Here is a 19,054-nt window from a genome sequence, read left to right as displayed (position 1 = left end):
GGCCGCGTTCACTGCGCGGCAGGCGGGAGCTCGTCCAGCGGCGGATGCCAGCGCGCGGAAGGTGTTGACCCGATGCACGACCGCTGGGACGTTCGTGGCCGGATGATCACCCCCGACGCTCCCCGCGGCTCTCTCACGGCGCCGGCGCAGCGCCCGCCGGAGGGGCTCGTGCCGCTCGAACGCCCCGGCTTCGGCGCGGGCCTCAAGGCCATGCTGGGCGGCTACGGTTACCTCTTTCGTACGCCGGACCTCTGGCCGCTCGCGCTCGTCCCCACGGGCATCGCGCTGGTGCTCATGGTCGTGCTGTCGATCGTGGGCGTGGAGCTCGCGCCTTCGCTCGTCGACCTGATCGTGAAGGAGCCGGGGACGGGGTGGCCCTGGACCGTGCTCATGGCCGTGCTGCGGATCCTCTCGCTCGCGGTGGTGCTCGTGGCCGCCCTCGTGATCTCGTTCGGGCTCGCGAAGCCGCTCTCGGGGACCGCGCTGGAGCGGATGGTGCGCAGGGCCGAGGCCGATCTCGGGGCGCCCCCGTGGCCGGAGGTCGGCTTCTTCGCGGACATGTGGCGCGCTCTGCAGTCGTCGCTCGTGGCGCTCGCCTTCACGCTCCCGATCCTCATCGTCCTCGGCATCGTGGGTCTGCTCTTCGCGCCGGCGAGCGTCGTCGTCGTCCCGCTCCAGCTCGCGGTGACGGCGCTCGCGGGGGCCTGGGACCTCTGCGACTGCCCGCTGTCGATCCGCGGCGTGCCCGTCGGGGCGCGGATCGATTTCGTGCGCCGGAACCTCGCCGCGGTGATGGGCTTCGGCTCCGGCCTCGCGCTGCTCTCGTTCTTGCCTTGCGCGCTGCTCCTCGTGCTCCCGGCCGGCGTCCTCGGGGCGGCTCGACTCGTCGTCGCGCTGGAGCGGTGGGAGGCCACGGCGCGAGCGCCGCGCTGAGCTAGGGCTGCCCGGGCCGCGGCGCCGGGAACTGAACGGCACGGCGGTCTGCTACGTCGCCCAGAGCACGGAGAGATCGAGCTCGACGGCCTCGAAGGGCTCGACTCGCACGCGCGCAGCGTCGCGGTGGACGGCGGCGGGCCCCCAGCCCCGGCCCGAGGCGAGCGAGAAGACCTCCAACGTCCGTGCGATCGGGTCGACCAGCCATGCGTAACGCACGCCCTCGCGCGCGTAGATCGGCATCTTCTCGTCACGGTCGACAGACGCTGTCGACGGGCTCAGCACCTCGCAGATCCAGTCCGGCGCGAGCGCGAAGTAGGCCGTCTGGGGCAGCTCGGGCATGCGCTCGCGGCGCCAGCCGGCGAGGTCGGGCACGAGCGCGTCGATCTCGCCCGGCGCGTCCGGGTCGGGGAAGTGCAACTCCGGCTCGTCCAGGATCCACCAGCCGCCTGGCCCACCATCGCCGAGGCCGAAGGGGCCGCCGATCTTGATCCCCAGGACCGAACTCGCGTTGGCGTGGCGCGGCGTCGGGCGGGGCAGGACGTGGAGCACGCCCCTGATGAGCTCCGCCACCTTGTTCGCCGGGACGGCCTCGAGGTCGGCGTACGTGGCGCGGCGCTGCTTCGCGGCGGGCTGGCCCATGGGCGAAGCCTGCACGGGGGCGGGCGGCGGGGCAAGGCAGCGAGGAGCCTTGTCTTGAGACCTGTGGACGTGGCGAAGGGCGACCGCCGCTTGGACCCTGACTCGGCGCCGACGAGCGCTACATCCAGAGGCGCGCCACGATCCCGTACGTCCCTGGACCTGGCACACCTCCCTGGTTCTCGCCGCAGATCACGACCTTGTGGCCCGGGTAGACCGCGGCCCGCTGGATGCCGCCCGAGTCGCCGACATACAAGGAGAGCACGCCACCAACTCCGAAGTTGGGATCGAGCCTGCCGTCGCGCAGGTAGCGCGCGAGCACCGGCCCAGGCGTGGCCCCGCCGGTCGCATTGCCCACGACCAGGATCCGGCCGTCGGGGAGCACGATGGCGTCCTGCGCCACGTCGTCGCCGTCGGTGATCGGGAGCGTGACGACGCCCGACGCGCCAAAGCTCGGGTCGGCCGCGCCGTCTTCGAGGAAGCGGCGGACCTCGAAGTCGGCGCCCCCGTCCTTGCCGGCGCTGCCGCCCACGAGGATGCGGCCGTCGTCGAGGACGGCGACCGCCGCCGTGCGCTCGCTGATCGCGGATGTACCGAAGACCTGCTGGCCGCCGGTCCCGAAGGTGGTGTCGGGCTGCCCGCTGGCCAGGAAGCGGGCGAGGATGCCGTCGGACTGGCCCCCCGCGTCCACCTCGCCCACGACCAGGATCCGGCCCTCGCGGTCGACGGCCACGGCCCTCGCGGTGGAGGCGCGGTCGAGCGCCCAGAAGCCGTTCGGCGCGGCGAAGGCGGTGTCGAGCCTCCCATTCGAGGAGATGCGCGCCACCATCATGCGCGCGTCGCGAGCGCCAGCGACGAGGATCTTGTCGTTGGCCAGGACGAGCCCGTCCACGACCGTCTCTTCGCCGCCCGTATCGACCAGCGCCTTGCCGTTGTTGCCGAACTCCGGGTCGGTGGTCGCGCCGTTCGCCCCGACGCGCCAGAGGGCGATGTCACGCGGCTCCGGGGTCTCGTGCCAGCCTATCGCGATGATCTTGCCGTCGACCTGGTGCCCCACCGCGAACGACTGGGCCTCGGCGCCCGAGCTGCTCCCGATCCTCGTCGACAGCAAGGCGCCGCCGGCGAAGTCGGGATCCAGCGCGCCGGCGCTGGTCAAGCGCGCGATCTTCATCGACGAGCCGCCGAGGCCGCCGATGCCCCAGCCGGTCGCGACGATCCGCTCGCCGACCACCTCGATATCGGTGAAATAGCCGCCGTCGTCGTTCCCGAAGCGCACCGGCGCGATGCCGGTCGCCACGCCGAACGTCGCGTCCAGGGAGCCCGGGCGGCCGGTCACGAGCGCGTTCGTCACGGAGGCGGTGCTCTCCAGGGCGCCGGAGGTCGCCTTCAAGGAGAAGGAGATCGTGTTGCCCAGGGCGAGCGGCGCCTCGGCGCCTACCACGATCTCGGCCTTCGTCTCCTTGGCGGCGATCGTGATGGGTTTGACGGCGAGGCCCGCAGGAGGGCTCACCGCCGCCACCGTCACCTCGCCGTCGAAGCCGCCGGTGCGCCGTATCTCGATCTCGACAAGGTTCTTCCCCCCGAGAGGCACCGTGACGTTGGGCGTCAGGACGACGAGCGCGAGATCCATGACGTCAGGGCCGTGACCGCCGCCGCCGGCATCGCCGCCGCCGAGCCCGCCGCCGCCGACCTCGCCGCCGGCATCGCCGCCGCCGCCAACCCCGGAGGGCGCGCCCCCGCTCCCTTGAGGCGTCTGGCCGTCGGGCCTGACCGTGTCGCGATCGTCGCTCACGTCATGAATGCCCAGAACCTGCTGGCAGCCCGCGAGGGCGAGCGGGAGCGAGGGCACGCACAGAAGCGGGAGTAAGGCGGCGAGCCGCCGGCGAGGACGCATTGTCGCCATCGTCGCACCCCCCCTCGCGACGTCAACCCGGACCAGGAGCTGCTCAGGGCGCGCCGGCCGGCGCTTGCCCGGCGCGCTCGCGCCGCCTGTGCCGATCACCCGTCGCGCGAGTCGCGCGTCCCCTTCGCGTCGTCCGCGCGCTCGCGCCCCGCCCTCCGCCTGCGCCGCCGCTTGACCGACACCCCGCTCGACTGCATCGCGAAGAGGAGCGCCTCCCGGAGGTTCGAGAGCGTCTTGATGTTCGACAGATCGAGCCCCAGCGACACCACCGTCTGCGCCACCTCGGGCCGGATGCCGACGACGATGCCCTGCGCCCCGAGCAGCGCCACGGCGTCGATGAGCCGCAGCACGTGATCGGCCGTGGCCGCGTCCACGGCGCTCACCCCGGTCAGATCGATGATCGCGTGACGGCAGCGGGTCCGCGCCACGGCCTCGAGCAGCACCTCCATCATCTGCTGCGCGCGCTCCTCGTCGAGGACGCCGAGGACCGGCATCGTCAGCACCCCCCTCCAGACCTCGATGATCGGCGTCGACAGCGCCCGGATCGCCTCCTGCTGCTGCTCGATGATCTCGAGCCGCTCGTTCAGCACGGCCTGCTGGCGCTTCTTCTCGGTGATGTCGGTCGCGCCGCCCGCCATCTGGAACGGCACGCCGTTGTCGTCCCACTCGGCCATGCCGCGGACGAACACGTCGCGGTACTCGCCGTCCTCGCGCCGCAGCCGGTACTCCACCTCGAACGGCCGCCGCTCCTCGAGGTGAGCCCTCAGCGCGGCCTGCACCGGCCCCTGGTCGTCGGGGTGCACGCGCTCGAAGAAGCTCGCGAACGTCCCGCCCCACGCCTCTCGGCGGACGCCGATCATCTGGAGCATGCGATCGCTCCACTCCACGGTGTCCTCGCGGATGTTCCAGAACCAGACGCCCTCGTTCGACGCCTCCGCGAAGAGCCGGTAGCGCGCCTCGCTCCTCCGGAGGGCGGCCTCGGCGCGGCGCAGCTCGGCCACGTCCGTGGTGCCGCCGATCCACCGGAAGATGTTCCCCGCCGCGTCGCGCTGCGGCAGCGCGCTGACCACGTGCTCCCGGTACGTCTGATCGCTCGCTCGCCGCAGGCGGAACTCCGTGTCGTACGGCTCGCCCGTCGCGAGGCTCCGGGTCCACGCCGCCACCGTCTTCGGGACGTCGTCCGGGTGCAGCACCGCGAGCCAGCCCTCGCCGATCATCTGCTCCTCCGTGCGGTCGAAATAGTCGAGGACGGCCCGGTTCACGAAGTTCAGCCGGCCGTCCGGGCGCGCGGTCCACACCTGGAGGGGCATCGCGTTCCCGAAGAACCGCAGCTGCGCGTCCAGGTCGCTGAGCTGCGCGTCCGGCAGCCCAACGCCGCTCGCCGGGCCGCCTGCACCGCGCACCCGGCTCGGCGGCGGCGCGTCCCGCCCGTCCGGCTCCTCCGCCTCCTCCTGCCCCGCCCAGGAGGCGTCCCCGAGCGCGCGGAGGAGCGGCTCCTCCAGGTCGAGCGTGCGGTCCGCGCGGCTCTCCGCGATCCGCGCGCGCACGAGGCGGAGGAGCTCCCTCCGCACCTCCTCCGCGATCCGGCCGCGCAGGTAGTCCTTCGCGCCGACCCGCGACTCGGCGAACCTCACCGACTCCGCCGACAGCTCCGCGACGTCGAGGAAGATCCCGAGCGGGGCGCAGGGCCTCGGCGTGATGCGCAGCGTGAGGGTCACGTCGAGCCGGTGCTCCTCCGCCTCTCGCTCCGCGTCGACCCGCACCGTCACGGCGTGCGGGATCGCGACATCGAACGCGCCGCTCATGCTCCGCGTCGCCGCCGGGTCGCCGACCTCGAAGTCCATCGTGAGCCGCGACGGCCTGCCGAGGACCTCGAGCTCCCGCTCCTCGCGGCGCCCGACCGGGAGGAGGGCGAGCGCCTGGCGGCGTATCACGTCCTCGGTCATCGCGAGATCGACGATGCTCCGACCCAACTCCTCGAGCGTCAGCCCTCCGTCCTTCACCGCGTCTCCTTCCCGATGTCTCGATCCCCGCGCTTCCCCCGGTGTCCGTAGTCCTCCTCGCACCCGGAGGGCAATCGTGTGACGTTAACGCAGCGCGCCGCTCGCCGGAAGCCCTCGCGACGCTCAGCTCGACGCCGATGTGTACCGGCCTATCGCGCGCTTCCACACGCCACGGGCGACCGCGCCGAAGACGAGCGCGCCGAGCGCCGCGGCGGCGGCCGTGCGCGGGGCGATGGTGCCGAGCATCGCCTCCGCCGGGTACGTGGTCATCAGCGCGAGCGGGACGATCACGGTGAAGACGACGCGCCAGAAGCCGGTGAAGATCGTGACCGGCCAGCGCGCGAAATCGAAGATGGAGTTGAAGAGGTAGGCCAGGTTGTCGAGGCGCACGACCCAGAACGCGGCGGAGATGACGAGGATGCAGATGGAGTAGAGCACCAGCGTCGCCGTCACGAGCAGGCCGAGCGCGAGCGCGACGTGGGCAGGCGCGGGGGCGCGCCCCATCTGGGCGAAGGCGTAGGTGAAGATCGCCACCGCGGCCGCGGCGTCCACGACCTTGCGGATCTCGAACCGGGCCGTGGAGACGAGGAACTGCGCGTCGGCCGGCTTGAGCAGCGTGAAGTCGAGCGTGCCCTTCCGGATCTGGTCGACCACGCTGATGAGCGACGGGTTCACGGCCCCCTCGAGGATGCCCTTGAGCAGCGTGAACCACCCGACGACCACGAGCGCCCGCTCGTACGTCCAGCCCTGCACCGGCGGCCGGGCCACGAGCGCGATGTGGAGCGGCACCAGCCCGACCACCGTCCACACGACGGTCATCACCGCGCCGAGCAGGAAATCCCACCGGTACTGCATCCCGAGCGCGATCGACACGCGCAGCTGCGTCGCGAGCAACCGGAGGTAACGCACGCCGCTCACCCGCCGAACGCCGAGAACCGCCGGACCCCCGCGCGCCACGCGACGAGCGCGGCGGCGGCGGACGCGGCGGCGAAGGCCCACTGCACCGCGAGCTCGGTGAGCGCGCGGCCCGGGTCGAGCAGGCCGGTGATGAGCTCGACAGGGAACGCGAGGCTGTAACGGAACGGCAGGACCCGCGCGAGATCGGCGAGCCACGAGGGGAACAGCTCGATCGGGACGAGGTAGCCGGCGAGCACCATGAAGGCCGCGAGGTAGACGTCGAACACCGCGGTCGAGCTGTCGATGACGAACGCCAGCGAGCCGATCAGCGCCATGGTGAAGAAGTTGATCGCCCAGGCGCCGACGAGCGAGACGACCCAGAGCCCGAGCTCGAGCGCCGTCGGCTGGAACCGCTCGCCCGACGTCGCGACGAGCGCGATGACCGCGATGGGCAAGCAGAGCGCCGCCCGGAGCGGCAGCGCGGCGAGGTTCTCGGCGGCGTAGGAGAAGAGCGGGTGGATCGGCCGGAGCAGGCGCTGCGAGAGGGCGCCGCTCTTGATGTCCATGTTCATCTCCCAGACGAGCCACGAGCCGGTCAGCTGCCGGACGATGAGGATGGCCAGGAAGTACGCGGAGAAGTCGCGCGGCCCGAAGCGGCCGACCGGCGCGCTCGCGGCCACCGCCGACCAGAGCGCGAGGCTCACGAGCGGCATCGTCGTCGTGAGCATCCAGATCAGCATCTCGGCCCGGTACGCGAGCGCGGCCGCGACCCCGACGCGGAGCAGCGTCGGGAACGCCCGGGCGGCCCGAGAGAACCCGCTCATGACGCCGCCCCGCCCGTCGAGCCCGCCGCCTCGCCTTCCGGCATGCCTTCCGGTCCCACCGAGGGCTCCACGCCCGAAAAGAGCTCGCGCATCACCTCCTCCAGGGGAGGATCCTCGACCGTGAGATCCGCGATGTCGGTCTGGCCGAGCAGCCAGGACATCGCGTCGCGCAGCTCCGCCTGCGGGACCTGCAGCACCGCGTGGCCAGGATCGAGCGAGAGGACGGCGCCCACCCGCTCGAGGAGCGCCCGGTCGACAGGGTTCTTGAAGTGCAGCGCGATCCGCTTGTGAGGCCGCATGCTGCGGACGAGCGCCGCGAGGTCGCCGTCGTAGCGCAGCCTGCCCTTGTCGATGACGATGACCCGCGGACAGAGCGCCGCCACGTCGTCCATGTAATGGGACGTGAGCACGATCGTCGCCCGCCGCCGCTCGTTGTAGCGGCGGATGAACTCGCGGACGCCGAGCTGCATGGCCACGTCGAGCCCGATCGTCGGCTCGTCGAGGAACAGGATCTCCGGCCGGTGCAGCAGGGCCGCCGCCAGCTCGCACTTCATGCGCTCGCCGAGCGAGAGCTGCCGCGTCGGCTTCGTCGCGATCTCGGCGATGCCGAGGAGGTCTTCCAGCTCACCGAGGGTCTCCTTGAAATCCGCGTCGCCGATCCCATAGATCGCCCGGTTCACCGCGAAGGTCTCGGCGGGCGGGAGGTCCCACAGCAGCTGCTGCTTTTGCCCCATCACGAGGGTGATCCGCTTGAGGAAATCGGGCTCACGGTGCCGCGGGACGAAGCCAGCGACCTCGACCTTGCCGCCCGACGGGTGGAGGAGCCCGGAGAGCACCTTCAGCGTCGTCGTCTTCCCGGCGCCGTTCGGGCCGAGGAAGCCGACGCGCTCGCCGGGGGCGATCGAGAACGAGAGGTCCTCGACGGCGTGGACGACCTTGGTGCGGCGCCGGAAGAGCGAGCGCACGGTGGCCGAGAAGCCGGCTGCGCGCTCGTGGACCTGGTACGTCTTGGAGAGCGACTCCACCACGATGGAGCTCGACGCCTCTGCCATGGGCGGCGGAGACTAGCACCTCCGTGCTGGAGCTCCCGCGACGGTCGGCGCTCGACCGGCCGATCCCGTGGGCTAACCTCGTGACGCGGGGGGCAACGGCCGCCGGAATTCCCCTATGCCGCAGAGCTCCAAGGACGACACGATCCACGACCTCCCGCTCGCGGCGAGCGGCGCGCGGCAAGCGGCCGACCCCGCGGACGCCGTGGCGACCGGCCCGCGGCAGGTCCTCGCAGGCCGGTACGAGCTCCTCGGGCTGGTCGGCATCGGCGGGATGGGCAGCGTGTACCGCGCCCGCGACCTGGAGCTCGAGGAGCTCGTCGCGGTCAAGGTGCTGCGCCGCGAGCTCAGCGTCGCGCCGGAGGTGACCGATCGGTTCCGGCGCGAGGTGCGGCTCTCGCGCAAGGTGACGCACCCGAACGTGGCGCGCGTCTTCGACATCGGCGAGCACGAGGGCGACCGGTTCCTGACGATGGAGTTCGTCGACGGCGAGCCGCTCGCCGCGCTGCTCGCGCGCGAGCGGCGGCTCGGCGTGAGCCGCGCGCTGGACGTCGTGGAGGGCGTCTGCGCGGGCCTCCACGCCGCGCACCGGGCCGGCGTCATCCACCGTGACCTCAAGCCGGACAACGTGCTGCTCGGGCGCGACGGGCGCGTCGTCCTGACCGACTTCGGGATCGCGCGCGCGGTCGCGAGCGGCGAGGCGGGCAAGACGCTGGGCGCGGTCATGGGGACGCCGGCGTACATGGCGCCCGAGCAGGTGCAGGGCGCCGACGACGTCGACGCGCGCGCCGACATCTACGCCCTCGGGGCGATGCTCTACGAGATGCTCACGGGGGAGCGCGCGTGGCAGGGCGACGCGCCGCTCGCCGTCGCCGCGGCGCGGCTCTTCGCCGACCCGCCGGATCCGCGGCTCCGGCGCGCCGACCTGCCCGACGCGCTCGCGCGCGTGGTGCTCCGCTGCATGGCGCGCGAGCGCGACGACCGGTATGCGTCCGTCGAGAGCGTCGTGCACGACCTCGCCTCGCTCACCCGCCCGGCCGCGGCGACGCCGCCGGCGTTCACGCCGCCGCAGGGGCGGACGGCGGTCTCCGGGGTGACCCCGGGGGCGAGCTCCGGGGTGGCCGAGCACGGCGGCAAGAGCGTCGTTGTCCTGCCGTTCGCGAACCAGGGACCTGCGTCGGACGCGTACCTGGCCGAGGAGCTGACGGACGATCTCGTCGACACGCTCTCCATGACGCCGGGCCTCCGGGTGAGGCCGCGCGGGGCGCTCGGGCGGCGATCGTCCTCCGAGCTCGATCCGCGCGAGATCGGGCGGGAGCTCGGGGTGCAGGTGGTCGTCGGGGGCTCGGTGCGGCGGCGCGACGGGACGGTGCGGATCAACGCGCGGCTCATCAGCGTCGCCGACGGGTTCCAGCTGTGGGCGAAGCGCTTCGATCGCCCCGAGACGGAGGTGCTGCGGATCAACGACGAGGTGGCCGAGGCGGTCGCCGCGGCGCTGACGCTCGACGGGGCCGCGTCGAACCGCACGGCGCCGAGCGATCCCGTCGCGCTCGACCTGTTCCTGCGCGGGCGCCACGAGTACCGCCGGTTCTGGCCGGAGCACCAGGAGCGGGCGATCGCGCTGTTCGAGCAGGCGCTCTCGCGCGCGCCCGAGGATCCGATGATCCTGTCGGCCTACGCGCTCGCGCGCTCCCGCTTCTGGTTCTTCACGGATCGCGGCGGGGACCTGGCTACGGAGGCGGCGTCTCGCGCCGTCGCCGCGGCGCCCGGGCTGCCGGACGCGCGGCTCGCGATGGCGTCGGTGCGGTTCCAGCGCCTCGACGTGGTCGGCGCGATGCGGGAGCTCAAGGCGGCGCTCGCGTCGCGCTCGGGGAACGCCGAGGCGGAGGGCCTCATCGGCCACATCCTGCTCGAGTGCGGCGCCTTCGAGGAGGGCGCGCGGCGCGCGCGGTCCGCGCTGGCGCGCGATCCCGAGGTGGTGCTGGCGGCGCAGGCGCTGGCGCGCGCGTACACGCTGCTGGGCAGGTGGTCGGACGCCGAGGACGTGATCCGGGCGCATCCGACGGTGGGGAGCGGATCGGGCTACACCGTCCTGCGGATGCGCCGCGTGCTCTGGCAGCGCGACCCGGAGGTGGTCGAGAAGCTCTCTCAGAAGCGCGTGAGCGAGGCGTTCCCGGACCTCCCCGCGCCGTTCGCGCAGGTGATCGACGACCTCATCGAGGGGCGGCTCTCGGACGTACGGCCCGTGCAGGTCGAGGGGGAGCGCCCGCCCGTCACGGCGCTGCGGCGCACGTCGTTCATCCGGCAGCTCCAGGCGGAGTTCGCGGCCTTCCTCGGCCAGCGAGAGCTCGCGCTGACCGCGCTCGAGCTCTCGCTGGCCGACGGCCTGTTCGACCTGATCTGGATCGAGCGCTGTCCGGTCCTCGCGTCCCTGCGCGACGAGCCGCGGTATGCGGCCGTCCACGCGGCGGTGCAGCGGCGGGCCTCCGCGGTGGTCGCGGTCTACCGCGAGCGCTGAGGCGCGGCGCGCAGCTCGGCGCGCGCTCAGCTCGGCGCGCGGAAGAGCGCGAGCACGCCGGCGTAGAAAAGCGCTCAGCTCGGCGCGCGGAAGAGCGCGAGCACGCCGGTGTAGAGGGCGAGCCTGGCCTGGCCCCGGGCCCAGGGGGCGATCTCGAAGCTCGAGTGCATGCCGGCGATCGGGAGGTCGGCGAAGCGCTGGCGCAGGATGCGCGCCTCGACGTCGGGCGTCCCGTACAGGCCCTGGCCGCGCCCGGCGCAGGTCAGGTAGAGCGCGAAGCGGGGGGCCGACCCGAGCGCGCTCCGGGACACCTGCCGGGCGATCCCCTCGAGCCCGGCGCGACCGACGGCGGCGTCGCGGACCGCGAACGCGAGGCGCGCGCCGGGCCTCGCTTCGTCGCCGAGCAGGAGCCCCCGCCGCGAGGGATCGATGCCGCGGACCGGCCGCAGCACGTAACGTGGCGCTGCCGCCTCGGCGGCGTCGCCGCGCGGCTCGCCGCGGTAGGCGCCCGGCGCGCCCGGCGCGCCCGGCGCGCCCGGCGGATCGAGCGGCGGGTCGGCCAGCGCGGCGAGGATGAGCTGCTGCGCGCTCGGCGGCTCGCCGAGCGTGGCGGTCGCGGCGGAGAGCAGGTCGAGCGCCGGCCGCCCGCCGGCGCGCAGCACGACGCCGCCGCTCGCGTCGTCGATGCGGTGGAAGCCGGAGAGCAGCCTGGCGGCGGTCGAGGCGTCGACGAGCGGCGGGGCGAACCCGGTGATGGCGAGGCCCGTCGCCGGGCCCTCGATGAGCTCGCCCTGCGCCGTCACGCCGATGGCGGAGCCGGAGGCCGTCCCGGCGCCGAACAGGCAAGCGTTCGGCGCGGACAGGGCGGGCGCCTCGAGCCGCTCGGGCGCGAACGCCCCGGGCCGGGCGAAGAGGATGGCCGTCGCCGAGCGCTGGCCGACGGCGCGGGTGAGCGCCTCCCCCAGGAGGCGGCTCGGCTCCTCGGCCCGCTCGGGCAGCGCGAAGGGGGTGACCTGCCCGCCGGACCACAGCACGCCGCTCGCGCCGGTGTCCCCCTCGATCTCGCCGCGCTCGCTGAGCACGCCCGCGGCCGGCACGACGCAGGCCGGGACGCCGCGCCAGGCGCCACGGACGAGCTCGGCGACGCCCGAGGCGCGCTGGGCGAGCTGTCCGGAGACGAAGACGACGCCGCCCGACGGCGACGGGACTGCGCTGCGCAGGTCGGCCAGGTGCTGGAGAAGGCCATCCGGCCCACAGGTCGCGGAGAAGCTTCGTGCCATGGCTGGCTCGCCCATCCTAACCGAGCCTCCGACCACTCGACAGGCCCCGCTCAAGAAGTTTATCGTGCGACAGTCGCGCCGGCGCCTCGGGGATTTCCTCACGGGACGGCGAGCGAAGGACCGGGCAACCTCGATGAGGATCCAATCATTTGGCCGCACCGATGTCGGGCGCCACCGGCGCGCCAATGAGGATGCGTTCTTCCGGGACGACGAGCTCCGTCTCTACATCGTCGCGGACGGCATGGGCGGGCACGCGGCCGGCGAGGTCGCGAGCGCCGAGGCGGTCGAGACGATCTACGGCATGGTGAAGCGGGGCCTTCCTGCCATCGGCGATCCGAACGAGCCGCTGACGCAGCCCAAGGCGCGCGCCGTGCTGCGCATCCTCGAGGGCGCGATCCAGGCGGCGACGTACATGGTCTTCGCGATCGCCGAGCTCGATCGCGACAAGAGCGGCATGGGCACGACGATCAGCGCGGCGCTCATCGTCGGCGGCGCGCTCGTGACCGGCCAGGTGGGCGACAGCCGCATCTACCAGATCCGCAACGGGACCGCGGTGCAGATGACCGAGGATCACACGCTGATCGCGTGGCAGATCAAGAACGGCCTCATCTCCGTCGACGAGGCCAAGAGCTCGCCCCATCGCAACGTGATCACGCGCGCGGTCGGCAACCGCGACTACGTCGAGGTCGACACCTCGATCGTCGCCGTGGAGGAGGGCGATCGATACCTGCTCTGCTCCGACGGGCTGCACGGGTATCTCCACGCCGAGGAGGAGGTCGCGAGCATCGCCTCGAAGGGCGGCGACGTGGCGGTCGACCTCTTCATCGACCTCGCGAATCGGCGCGGGGGGCGGGACAACATCACGGCGGTGCTGGTCGAGGTGGGCTGACGCGCCCGCGCGAAAGTCGGCTACGCTGCCAGGATGGCGTTGAAGGACAGACTGGTCACCGAGGGCATGAAGCTCGCCGCGAACCCGAACGTGGCGAAGCTGATGCAGGACGAGCGGTTCATGCGGCTGTTCATGACGGCGATGAGCGTGCCCGGCCGGGTCTCCTCGTTCACCGCGGAGCAGAAGGAGACGTTCGCCAAGGCGATGGGCCTCGCGACCGTCGAGGAGGTCCGCGACCTCAAGCGGACGGTGGCCTCGCTGGAGCGCGAGCTCGCGAGGCTCAGGCGCGAAGGCTGAGCCTCGGGGGCGGTTCGTAGGCGCTAGCCAAGCCTCCCGCCGCGTTCTCCTACATCCGAACGTTTACGTAGTCGTTTACGTGGTCGTGAACGTGGTCGTGGTCGTGGTCGTGGTCGTCAACGGTAAGCCGTGAACGACCACGACCACGACCACGTTCACGTTCACGTTCACGTTCACGTTCACGTTCACGTTCACGTTCACGTTCACGTTCACGTTCACGTTGGCGATGGCGACCGATAGGGGCGCAGGCGGCGCGGCGCCTCGCGCGCCGCGCCCCCGCGAAGGGTCACTTCGTGTCGCCGCGCGCGTAGATGCTGGCCACGTAGTCGAGCACGTCGCGCGCCGAGACCTCGTTGTACCCGAAGTACTTGATCATCCGGGTCTTGATGATGTCGATCTTCTCCTGCGTCTCCTTGTCGATGACGCTCGACACGAGGGTCTGGAGCTTGATCGCGTCCTTCTGATCCTCGAACAGCTTGAGCTCGAGGGCGCGGCGCAGCCGGTCGTTCGTGTGCCACTCGAACTTCTTGCCGTCGACCGCGAGCGCGCCGATGTAGTTCATGATCTCGCGGCGGAAGTCGTCCTTGCGGTTCTCGGGGATGTCGATCTTCTCCTCGATCGAGCGCATCAGCCGCTCGTCGGGCTCGACGTCCTCGCGGGTGAAGCGGTCCTTCACCTTCTCCTTCAGGGTGTAGGCCTTGATCGAGTCGATGTAGTTCGCGGCGAGCTTCTGGATCGCGTCCTCGTCGGCGCTGATCGCACGCTGCACCTCGTTCTTGACGATCTCCTCGTACTCGCGCTTCACCATGCCGATGCACTCGGTGTAGCGCTTGCGCTGCTCGTCGTTCGTGATGAGCGAGTGGTGCCGGAGGCCCTTCTCGAGCTCGCTCATGACCATGAAGGGGTTGATCGTCCCCTCGCCGAGGTCGTTGACGAGCGCGTTCGAGATCTTGTCCTGCACGTAGCGGGGGCTGATGCCCTCCATGCCCTCGCGCGACGCCTCCTTGCGGAGCTCCTTCACGGTGTCCTGCGTGTAGCCGGGCAGGACCTTGCCGTCGTAGAGCTTCATCTTCTGGACGAGCGACAGGTTGTGCTTCTTCGGGTCCTCGAGCCGGGTGAGCGCGGCCCACATCGCGGCGACCTCGAGCGTGTGAGGGGCGATGTGCTTGCCGCGGATCTTCTCCTTGTTGAAGTCCTTCTCGTAGATCCGGATCTCCTCCGACACCTTCGTGATGTACGGGATATCGATCTTGATCGTGCGGTCGCGGAGGGCCTCCATGAACTCGTTGTTCAGGAGCTTCTTGTACTCGGCCTCGTTGGTGTGGCCGATGATGACCTCGTCGACGTCCGTCTGGGCGAACTTCTTCGGCTTGATCTTGTGCTCCTGCGACGCGCCGAGCAGGTCGTAGAGGAACGCGACGTCCAGCTTCAGCACCTCGATGAACTCGACGATGCCGCGGTTCGCGATGTTGAACTCGCCGTCGAAGTTGAAGGCGCGCGGGTCCGAGTCCGAGCCGTACTCCGCGATCTTGCGGTAGTTGATGTCGCCGGTGAGCTCGGTCGAGTCCTGGTTCTTCTCGTCCTTCGGCTGGAAGGTGCCGATGCCGACGCGGTCCTTCTCGCTGAGCACGAGGCGGCGCACGCGCACGTGCTGCATCACCTTCGACCAGTCGCCGCCGTACTTGTCCATCAGGCGGTTGAAGATGAAGCGGCACGCGGGGTCGAGGTCGCCCTCGGTCCGGACGTGGTGCTGCGCGCTCGAGAGGCCGAGCTCGCGGAACGCGCGGTCGCGCCACGCCGGCGGGACGAGGCGCAGCGGCTCCTCGTGCATCGGGCACTTGAAGCGGGCGCTCTCCGTCCCGGCCATGCCGACGTCGTCGAGGTTCACCCAGTCGAACGTGTAGAGCGCGCCGTCGGGGGTCGTCGAGTAGTGCTCGATGCCCTTCTTGAGGAGCCGGGCGATCGTGGACTTCGACGAGCCGACCGGGCCGTGCAGCAGGATGACGCGCTTCTCCGGGCCGTACCCCTCCGAGGCGGCCCGCAGCACGTGGACGAGCCGCATCAGCGGGATGTCGAGCCCGTACACGGCGTCGGCGCCGCCGTGCATCTCGTCCTTGAAGAAGTTGTACCGGATGAGCTTCTTCTTGTTGTCGGTGTATTCCTCGATGCCGTAGCGGATGATCATGTCGTACGCCCGCTGGAACGCGTTGCGCGTCACCTGCGGGTTCTGGCGCACGATCTGGAGGTACTCTTCGAACGTGCCCTCCCACGCGAGATCGCGGTAGAGCGCGAAGTCCTGCATCGCCGCGATCTTCTCAACCATCCCTGTCCGCAACTCGCCCATTTCGCACCCTTTTTCTCCAGGGCAACCGCGGGGCGGCCTTTGCCGCCGGAGGTGCAGGGACAGATCTCGGCTCGCCGAGCTCCGCCCCCGTCTCGCGTCGCGCGCCCAGGGGGAAGAAGCCAAGCTTAACACCGATCGCGGGGAGGCAAGTCACCGCGCCCCGAGGCGCGCTCCATCATCCGGAACGGGAGCGCGCAGCGGAGCGGCCGGTCGCGCGGGTGGAGGCGCGAGGTGCGAGGGCGACCGCGGGGAGGCGACGTCAGCGAGGCGCGGCCCCGCCGGAGCGCGTTCCCTGCGCGCCTCCCCAGGAGAGCCCGCCGCTCTCGACGACGCCGGGCCAGGAGTCGACGTATTCCGACGGCTCGCCGGGGGCGGAGATGTCGATCCAGAAGACGCGCCCGGCGCCGGGGCGGCGCACGTCGACATGGACGAACTTGCTGTTCGGGTAGAAGCCGCAGCCCACGTCGTCGAGCGTGCGACAGAACTGGAATAGCGCGGTGTTCGGGACGCCCATCACGTGGATGTCCATGGCGCGCCCCTCGGCGTGCTGGCTGTGGTGCGTGCCGGACGCCGGCCTGCGCGCGGCCGGCGCGTCGCGCGTCGTCGGCGCGCGCGGCCTGTACCCGCTGAAGATGTGGATCCCGCGGCGCGGGAAGGCGTCGGCGATCTGCTGGAGCAGCCAGAGCAGGCGCGGGTGGACGAGGCGGACCTGGGGCACCCACTCGAGCGCACGCTGCCAGGTGTCGGCGTCGGGCTCATCGGGGAGCTCTGCGCCCGGGTCCGGCGCGTCGGGCGGACGGGCCATGATCGACAGGCGATCCAGCGCGCCGGGCGCGACGGATCCGTCGCAGCGCACCAGCTCGAAGGCGTCGTGCTGGCCGCCGTACCGGGCGAACTGGACCGGACCCCTGCGGCAGCGCCAGTCGGGCGGCTGCTTCTTCGGCGGCTCCCAGAGCAGATCGAAGCCGTTCGAGGAGAGGCTCGGCCCCGTGGTCGCGAGCACCGGCGGGCCGAGGATCGGATCGAGCTGGCGGAACCACGCCGGAGCGGCCGGATCGAGCCGGAGAGGGCCGGGCAGCTCGAAGGGGATGAAGGGAGAGCCGGCGCTCGCGAACGCCGTGGAGCCGAGGGCAGGGGAGGCGAGCGCGTGCTCGCCGAGCGCGTCCGCGGCGTCCGGCCGCGCGCCGCCCCAGGCGAGCTGCCACCACGGCTGCTCCCGCCATTTCCCGTAGGCGCTGCTCAGGTAGAGCCGGAACGGTCCAGGCCGCTCGACGGCGGCGTTGTGGAAGGCGCGGAGGAGCGGCAGCTCCGGCGCGACCGTCTCGTTCAGGTTGAAGCTCGCGCGCTTCGGCGGCTCGTCGAGCAGGCTGGCGCTGGCGCGCTGGGGGGCGGCAACGAGCAGCGCGGCGAGGCCGAGGGCTGTCGCGAGGCTGTGGACGGCGGCGCGGGACGTTGCCGGCATGGGTATCGACGAGGGGTGAGAGTCGGGCGAGGAAGGTAGCTCACCCAGCGGGCGGGCGACCCTGATTTGCCACAAACCGCCAGCTCGGGGGATGAAAACCCACCCGCGGGGGGATCCCTGAGCGTTAACCAAGCCTCCCGCCGCGTTCTCCTACATCCGAACGTTTACGTTTACGTTTACGTTTACGTTTACGTTTACGTGGTCGTGGTCGTTCACGGCCTATCGTTGACGACCACGACCACGACCACGACCACGACCACGACCACGACCACGACCACGGCCACGACCACGACCACGTTGGTGACCGATGGGCGCGTGGCGCGTGCTCAGGGGGGCGCGGAGGCGCGCGTCAGCCTGTCCCGCACGGCGTCCCACGCGGGAGCCTCGGGGACGGCGGCGATGACGATCACGTCGCAGCCGGCGTCCTCGAGCCGGTGCAGCGCGGCGTAGAGCGCCGCGGCGTAGCCGGCGGGATCTCCCGGGAGGAGCTCGGCGTGCGGCCCGGTCGCGGTGCGGCTGCCGTGCTCGATGGCGCCGGCGCGCGCCCCGGCCTGCGCGGCGCGCTCGAGCTCGCCGCGGACGGCCTGCGCGGGGACCAGGGCGACCTGCGCGCGGGGGGCGTAGTGGCGCGCGTGGGTCCCGGGGGACGGGGCGCGCTCGGCCGGGGCGGTGATCAGCGCGGCGGCCGCCTGGAGCGGCACGAGGGCGGCGATCGCCTCGGCCGTGACGTGCCCCGGGCGGAGCACCCGCGCCGGCGAGCGCGTGACGTCGACGATGGTGGACTCGATGCCGACGGCGGTCGGCCCGCCGTCGAGGATCGCGTCGATGCGCCCGCCGAGGCTCTTCTCGACGTGCTCGGCCGTGGTCGGCGAGATCTCGGTGGAGCGATTGGCGCTGGGCGCGGCGATCGGCAGCCCGACCGCGTCGAGAAGGGCGCGCGCGACCGGGTGGACGGGGATGCGGATCGCGACCGTCGGCCCGCCGGCGGCGACCACGTCGGCGACGCGGTCGGGCCGGCGCGCGACGATCAGGGTGAGGGGCCCTGGCCACATGGCCTGCGCGAGCCGCTCCGCGTCCGCCGGCCAGCCGTCCGCGAGGGCGCGGGCGGACGCGACATCGGGGACGTGGACGATCAGCGGGTTGCCGGGCGGCCTCCCCTTCGCCTCGAAGATGCCGCGCGCAGCGCGCGCGTCGTCGGCGCGCGCGCCGAGGCCGTACACGGTCTCCGTGGGGAAGGCGACGAGCCCTCCGCGGCGGAGGATCTCGGCGGCCCGTGCGATGGATGCCGCGTCAGCGGCGAGCCGCTCGGTTCGCATGCGCCGCGGTCCATGTTGCCCGGGCGCGCGGGAGGCAAACGAAAAGCGATCCACTCCGGCCGCTCGTTTGGATGCCCCGCGAGGTCGCGATCTGGCGCGGAGGCTGCTCGCGAGCCGACGGCGAGGTCGCGACCTGGCGCGGAGGCTGCTCGCGAGCCGACGGCGAGGTCGCGACCTGGCGCGGAGGCTGCTCGCGAGCCGACGGCAAGATCGCGATCTGACGCGGAGGCTCCTCGTGAGCCCATGGCCTGGTCGCGACCTGGTCACTTGTATGAAAAGATCCATTTCTTGAGATCGGGACCTGTCTCCGGGGCCGAAAAGATCCTCCGCGATAGGTCGTGACCTATCCGCGGCCTCGCAAACGAGCGCCGGCGCTGGTCGTGACCTTTGATACAGGTCTTTTCTCGACGTGCACCCACCAAGGGCGCCGTATCAATCCTACAGATCCATTGGCGCCGTCGGTGCGCTCGTATCGGAAGGGTGGGCAGCTCGCGTCGTCCTGGAGCGCCAGCCACCGGTCCTCTGGGCGTACTGGTTCCACCCACCAGGAGTTCGGCGAGGGATCCATCGAGAGATTTAACGCAAAGTCGCAAAGACGCAAAGCCGCAAAAAGGAGCAAACTTCGTACATCCTTGCGTCTTATGGCGTCTTATGGCGTCTTTGCGTTGAGATCATCTTTGCTCGCTTCTTTCGCGCGCCA

At 71.7% G+C, this 19,054-nt stretch carries 15 protein-coding genes; 4 read left to right on the top strand and 11 right to left on the bottom strand.

From position 1 onward, the window contains the following. The first annotated feature begins 72 nt into the window (after positions 1–72). Positions 73–933 carry an EI24 domain-containing protein gene (locus tag WMF29_RS36915; protein WP_437324796.1) on the top strand — a complete coding sequence of 287 codons (861 nt, stop codon included), beginning with the start codon at positions 73–75 and terminating at the stop codon, positions 931–933. Between the two features lie 51 nt (positions 934–984). On the opposite strand, the gene WMF29_RS36910 is transcribed toward WMF29_RS36915, so the two are convergent. The 6 genes from WMF29_RS36910 to WMF29_RS36885 all read right to left on the bottom strand — a co-directional run bounded on the left by WMF29_RS36910 (position 985) and on the right by WMF29_RS36885 (position 8,251). Then, the gene (locus tag WMF29_RS36910; RefSeq protein WP_437324795.1) at positions 985–1,575 is read right to left on the bottom strand and encodes a Uma2 family endonuclease; all 591 of its coding nucleotides are present in this window, start codon (positions 1,573–1,575) and stop codon (positions 985–987) included. Positions 1,576–1,693: 118 nt separating this feature from the next. Continuing rightward, positions 1,694–3,421 (bottom strand): hypothetical protein, encoded by a 1,728-nt coding sequence (locus WMF29_RS36905; protein ID WP_437324794.1) that lies wholly within the window; start codon positions 3,419–3,421, stop codon positions 1,694–1,696. A gap of 149 nt (positions 3,422–3,570) precedes the next feature. Continuing rightward, a complete protein-coding gene (locus WMF29_RS36900) occupies positions 3,571–5,478 on the bottom strand; it encodes a PAS domain-containing protein (RefSeq protein ID WP_437324793.1) in 1,908 nt (635 codons plus the stop codon). A 123-nt stretch (positions 5,479–5,601) separates the two neighbouring features. Beyond that, the gene (locus tag WMF29_RS36895; protein ID WP_272104548.1) at positions 5,602–6,387 is read right to left on the bottom strand and encodes an ABC transporter permease; all 786 of its coding nucleotides are present in this window, start codon (positions 6,385–6,387) and stop codon (positions 5,602–5,604) included. A 5-nt stretch (positions 6,388–6,392) separates the two neighbouring features. Continuing rightward, positions 6,393–7,199: an ABC transporter permease gene (locus WMF29_RS36890; RefSeq protein WP_437324792.1), complete on the bottom strand. Its 807-nt coding sequence runs from the start codon at positions 7,197–7,199 to the stop codon at positions 6,393–6,395. Next, entirely contained in the window at positions 7,196–8,251 is a 1,056-nt protein-coding gene (locus WMF29_RS36885) for an ABC transporter ATP-binding protein (protein ID WP_437324791.1), read from the bottom strand. The genes WMF29_RS36890 and WMF29_RS36885 overlap by 4 nt, the downstream gene beginning before the upstream one ends. 115 nt (positions 8,252–8,366) lie before the next feature. Between WMF29_RS36885 and WMF29_RS36880 the strand changes: the two genes are divergently transcribed. Continuing rightward, the gene (locus tag WMF29_RS36880; RefSeq protein ID WP_437324790.1) at positions 8,367–10,766 is read left to right on the top strand and encodes a protein kinase domain-containing protein; all 2,400 of its coding nucleotides are present in this window, start codon (positions 8,367–8,369) and stop codon (positions 10,764–10,766) included. A 74-nt stretch (positions 10,767–10,840) separates the two neighbouring features. Here the strand turns inward: WMF29_RS36880 and WMF29_RS36875 are convergent, their stop codons facing one another. Further along, the gene (locus tag WMF29_RS36875) at positions 10,841–12,046 is read right to left on the bottom strand and encodes an FIST signal transduction protein (protein WP_437324789.1); all 1,206 of its coding nucleotides are present in this window, start codon (positions 12,044–12,046) and stop codon (positions 10,841–10,843) included. 133 nt (positions 12,047–12,179) lie between these two features. On the opposite strand from WMF29_RS36875, the gene WMF29_RS36870 reads away from it, so the two are divergent. Together WMF29_RS36870 and WMF29_RS36865 are read left to right on the top strand one after the other, a co-directional pair. Next, positions 12,180–12,935 (top strand): PP2C family protein-serine/threonine phosphatase, encoded by a 756-nt coding sequence (locus tag WMF29_RS36870; RefSeq protein WP_437324788.1) that lies wholly within the window; start codon positions 12,180–12,182, stop codon positions 12,933–12,935. A 33-nt stretch (positions 12,936–12,968) separates the two neighbouring features. Next, positions 12,969–13,232 carry a hypothetical protein gene (locus WMF29_RS36865; protein ID WP_272104359.1) on the top strand — a complete coding sequence of 88 codons (264 nt, stop codon included), beginning with the start codon at positions 12,969–12,971 and terminating at the stop codon, positions 13,230–13,232. Positions 13,233–13,307: 75 nt separating this feature from the next. Here the strand turns inward: WMF29_RS36865 and WMF29_RS36860 are convergent, their stop codons facing one another. The 4 genes from WMF29_RS36860 to WMF29_RS36845 form a co-directional block, all read right to left on the bottom strand. Next, the gene (locus WMF29_RS36860) at positions 13,308–13,451 is read right to left on the bottom strand and encodes a hypothetical protein (RefSeq protein WP_437324787.1); all 144 of its coding nucleotides are present in this window, start codon (positions 13,449–13,451) and stop codon (positions 13,308–13,310) included. A gap of 67 nt (positions 13,452–13,518) precedes the next feature. After that, positions 13,519–15,576 (bottom strand): PrkA family serine protein kinase, encoded by a 2,058-nt coding sequence (locus WMF29_RS36855; RefSeq protein ID WP_012239556.1) that lies wholly within the window; start codon positions 15,574–15,576, stop codon positions 13,519–13,521. Between the two features lie 259 nt (positions 15,577–15,835). Continuing rightward, on the bottom strand, positions 15,836–17,038 hold the full coding sequence (locus tag WMF29_RS36850) for a YcbK family protein (RefSeq protein WP_437324786.1): 1,203 nt from the start codon (positions 17,036–17,038) through the stop codon (positions 15,836–15,838). Between the two features lie 326 nt (positions 17,039–17,364). Continuing rightward, complete coding sequence (locus tag WMF29_RS36845; RefSeq protein ID WP_437324785.1) at positions 17,365–18,354, bottom strand: L-threonylcarbamoyladenylate synthase; 990 nt, start codon at positions 18,352–18,354, stop codon at positions 17,365–17,367. Positions 18,355–19,054 lie beyond the last annotated feature (700 nt).

This window comes from Sorangium sp. So ce381 (genome assembly GCF_051473845.1).
Classification (GTDB): domain Bacteria; phylum Myxococcota_A; class Polyangia; order Polyangiales; family Polyangiaceae; genus Sorangium; species Sorangium atrum.
This window is presented reverse-complemented; position numbering and strand designations above follow the sequence as displayed.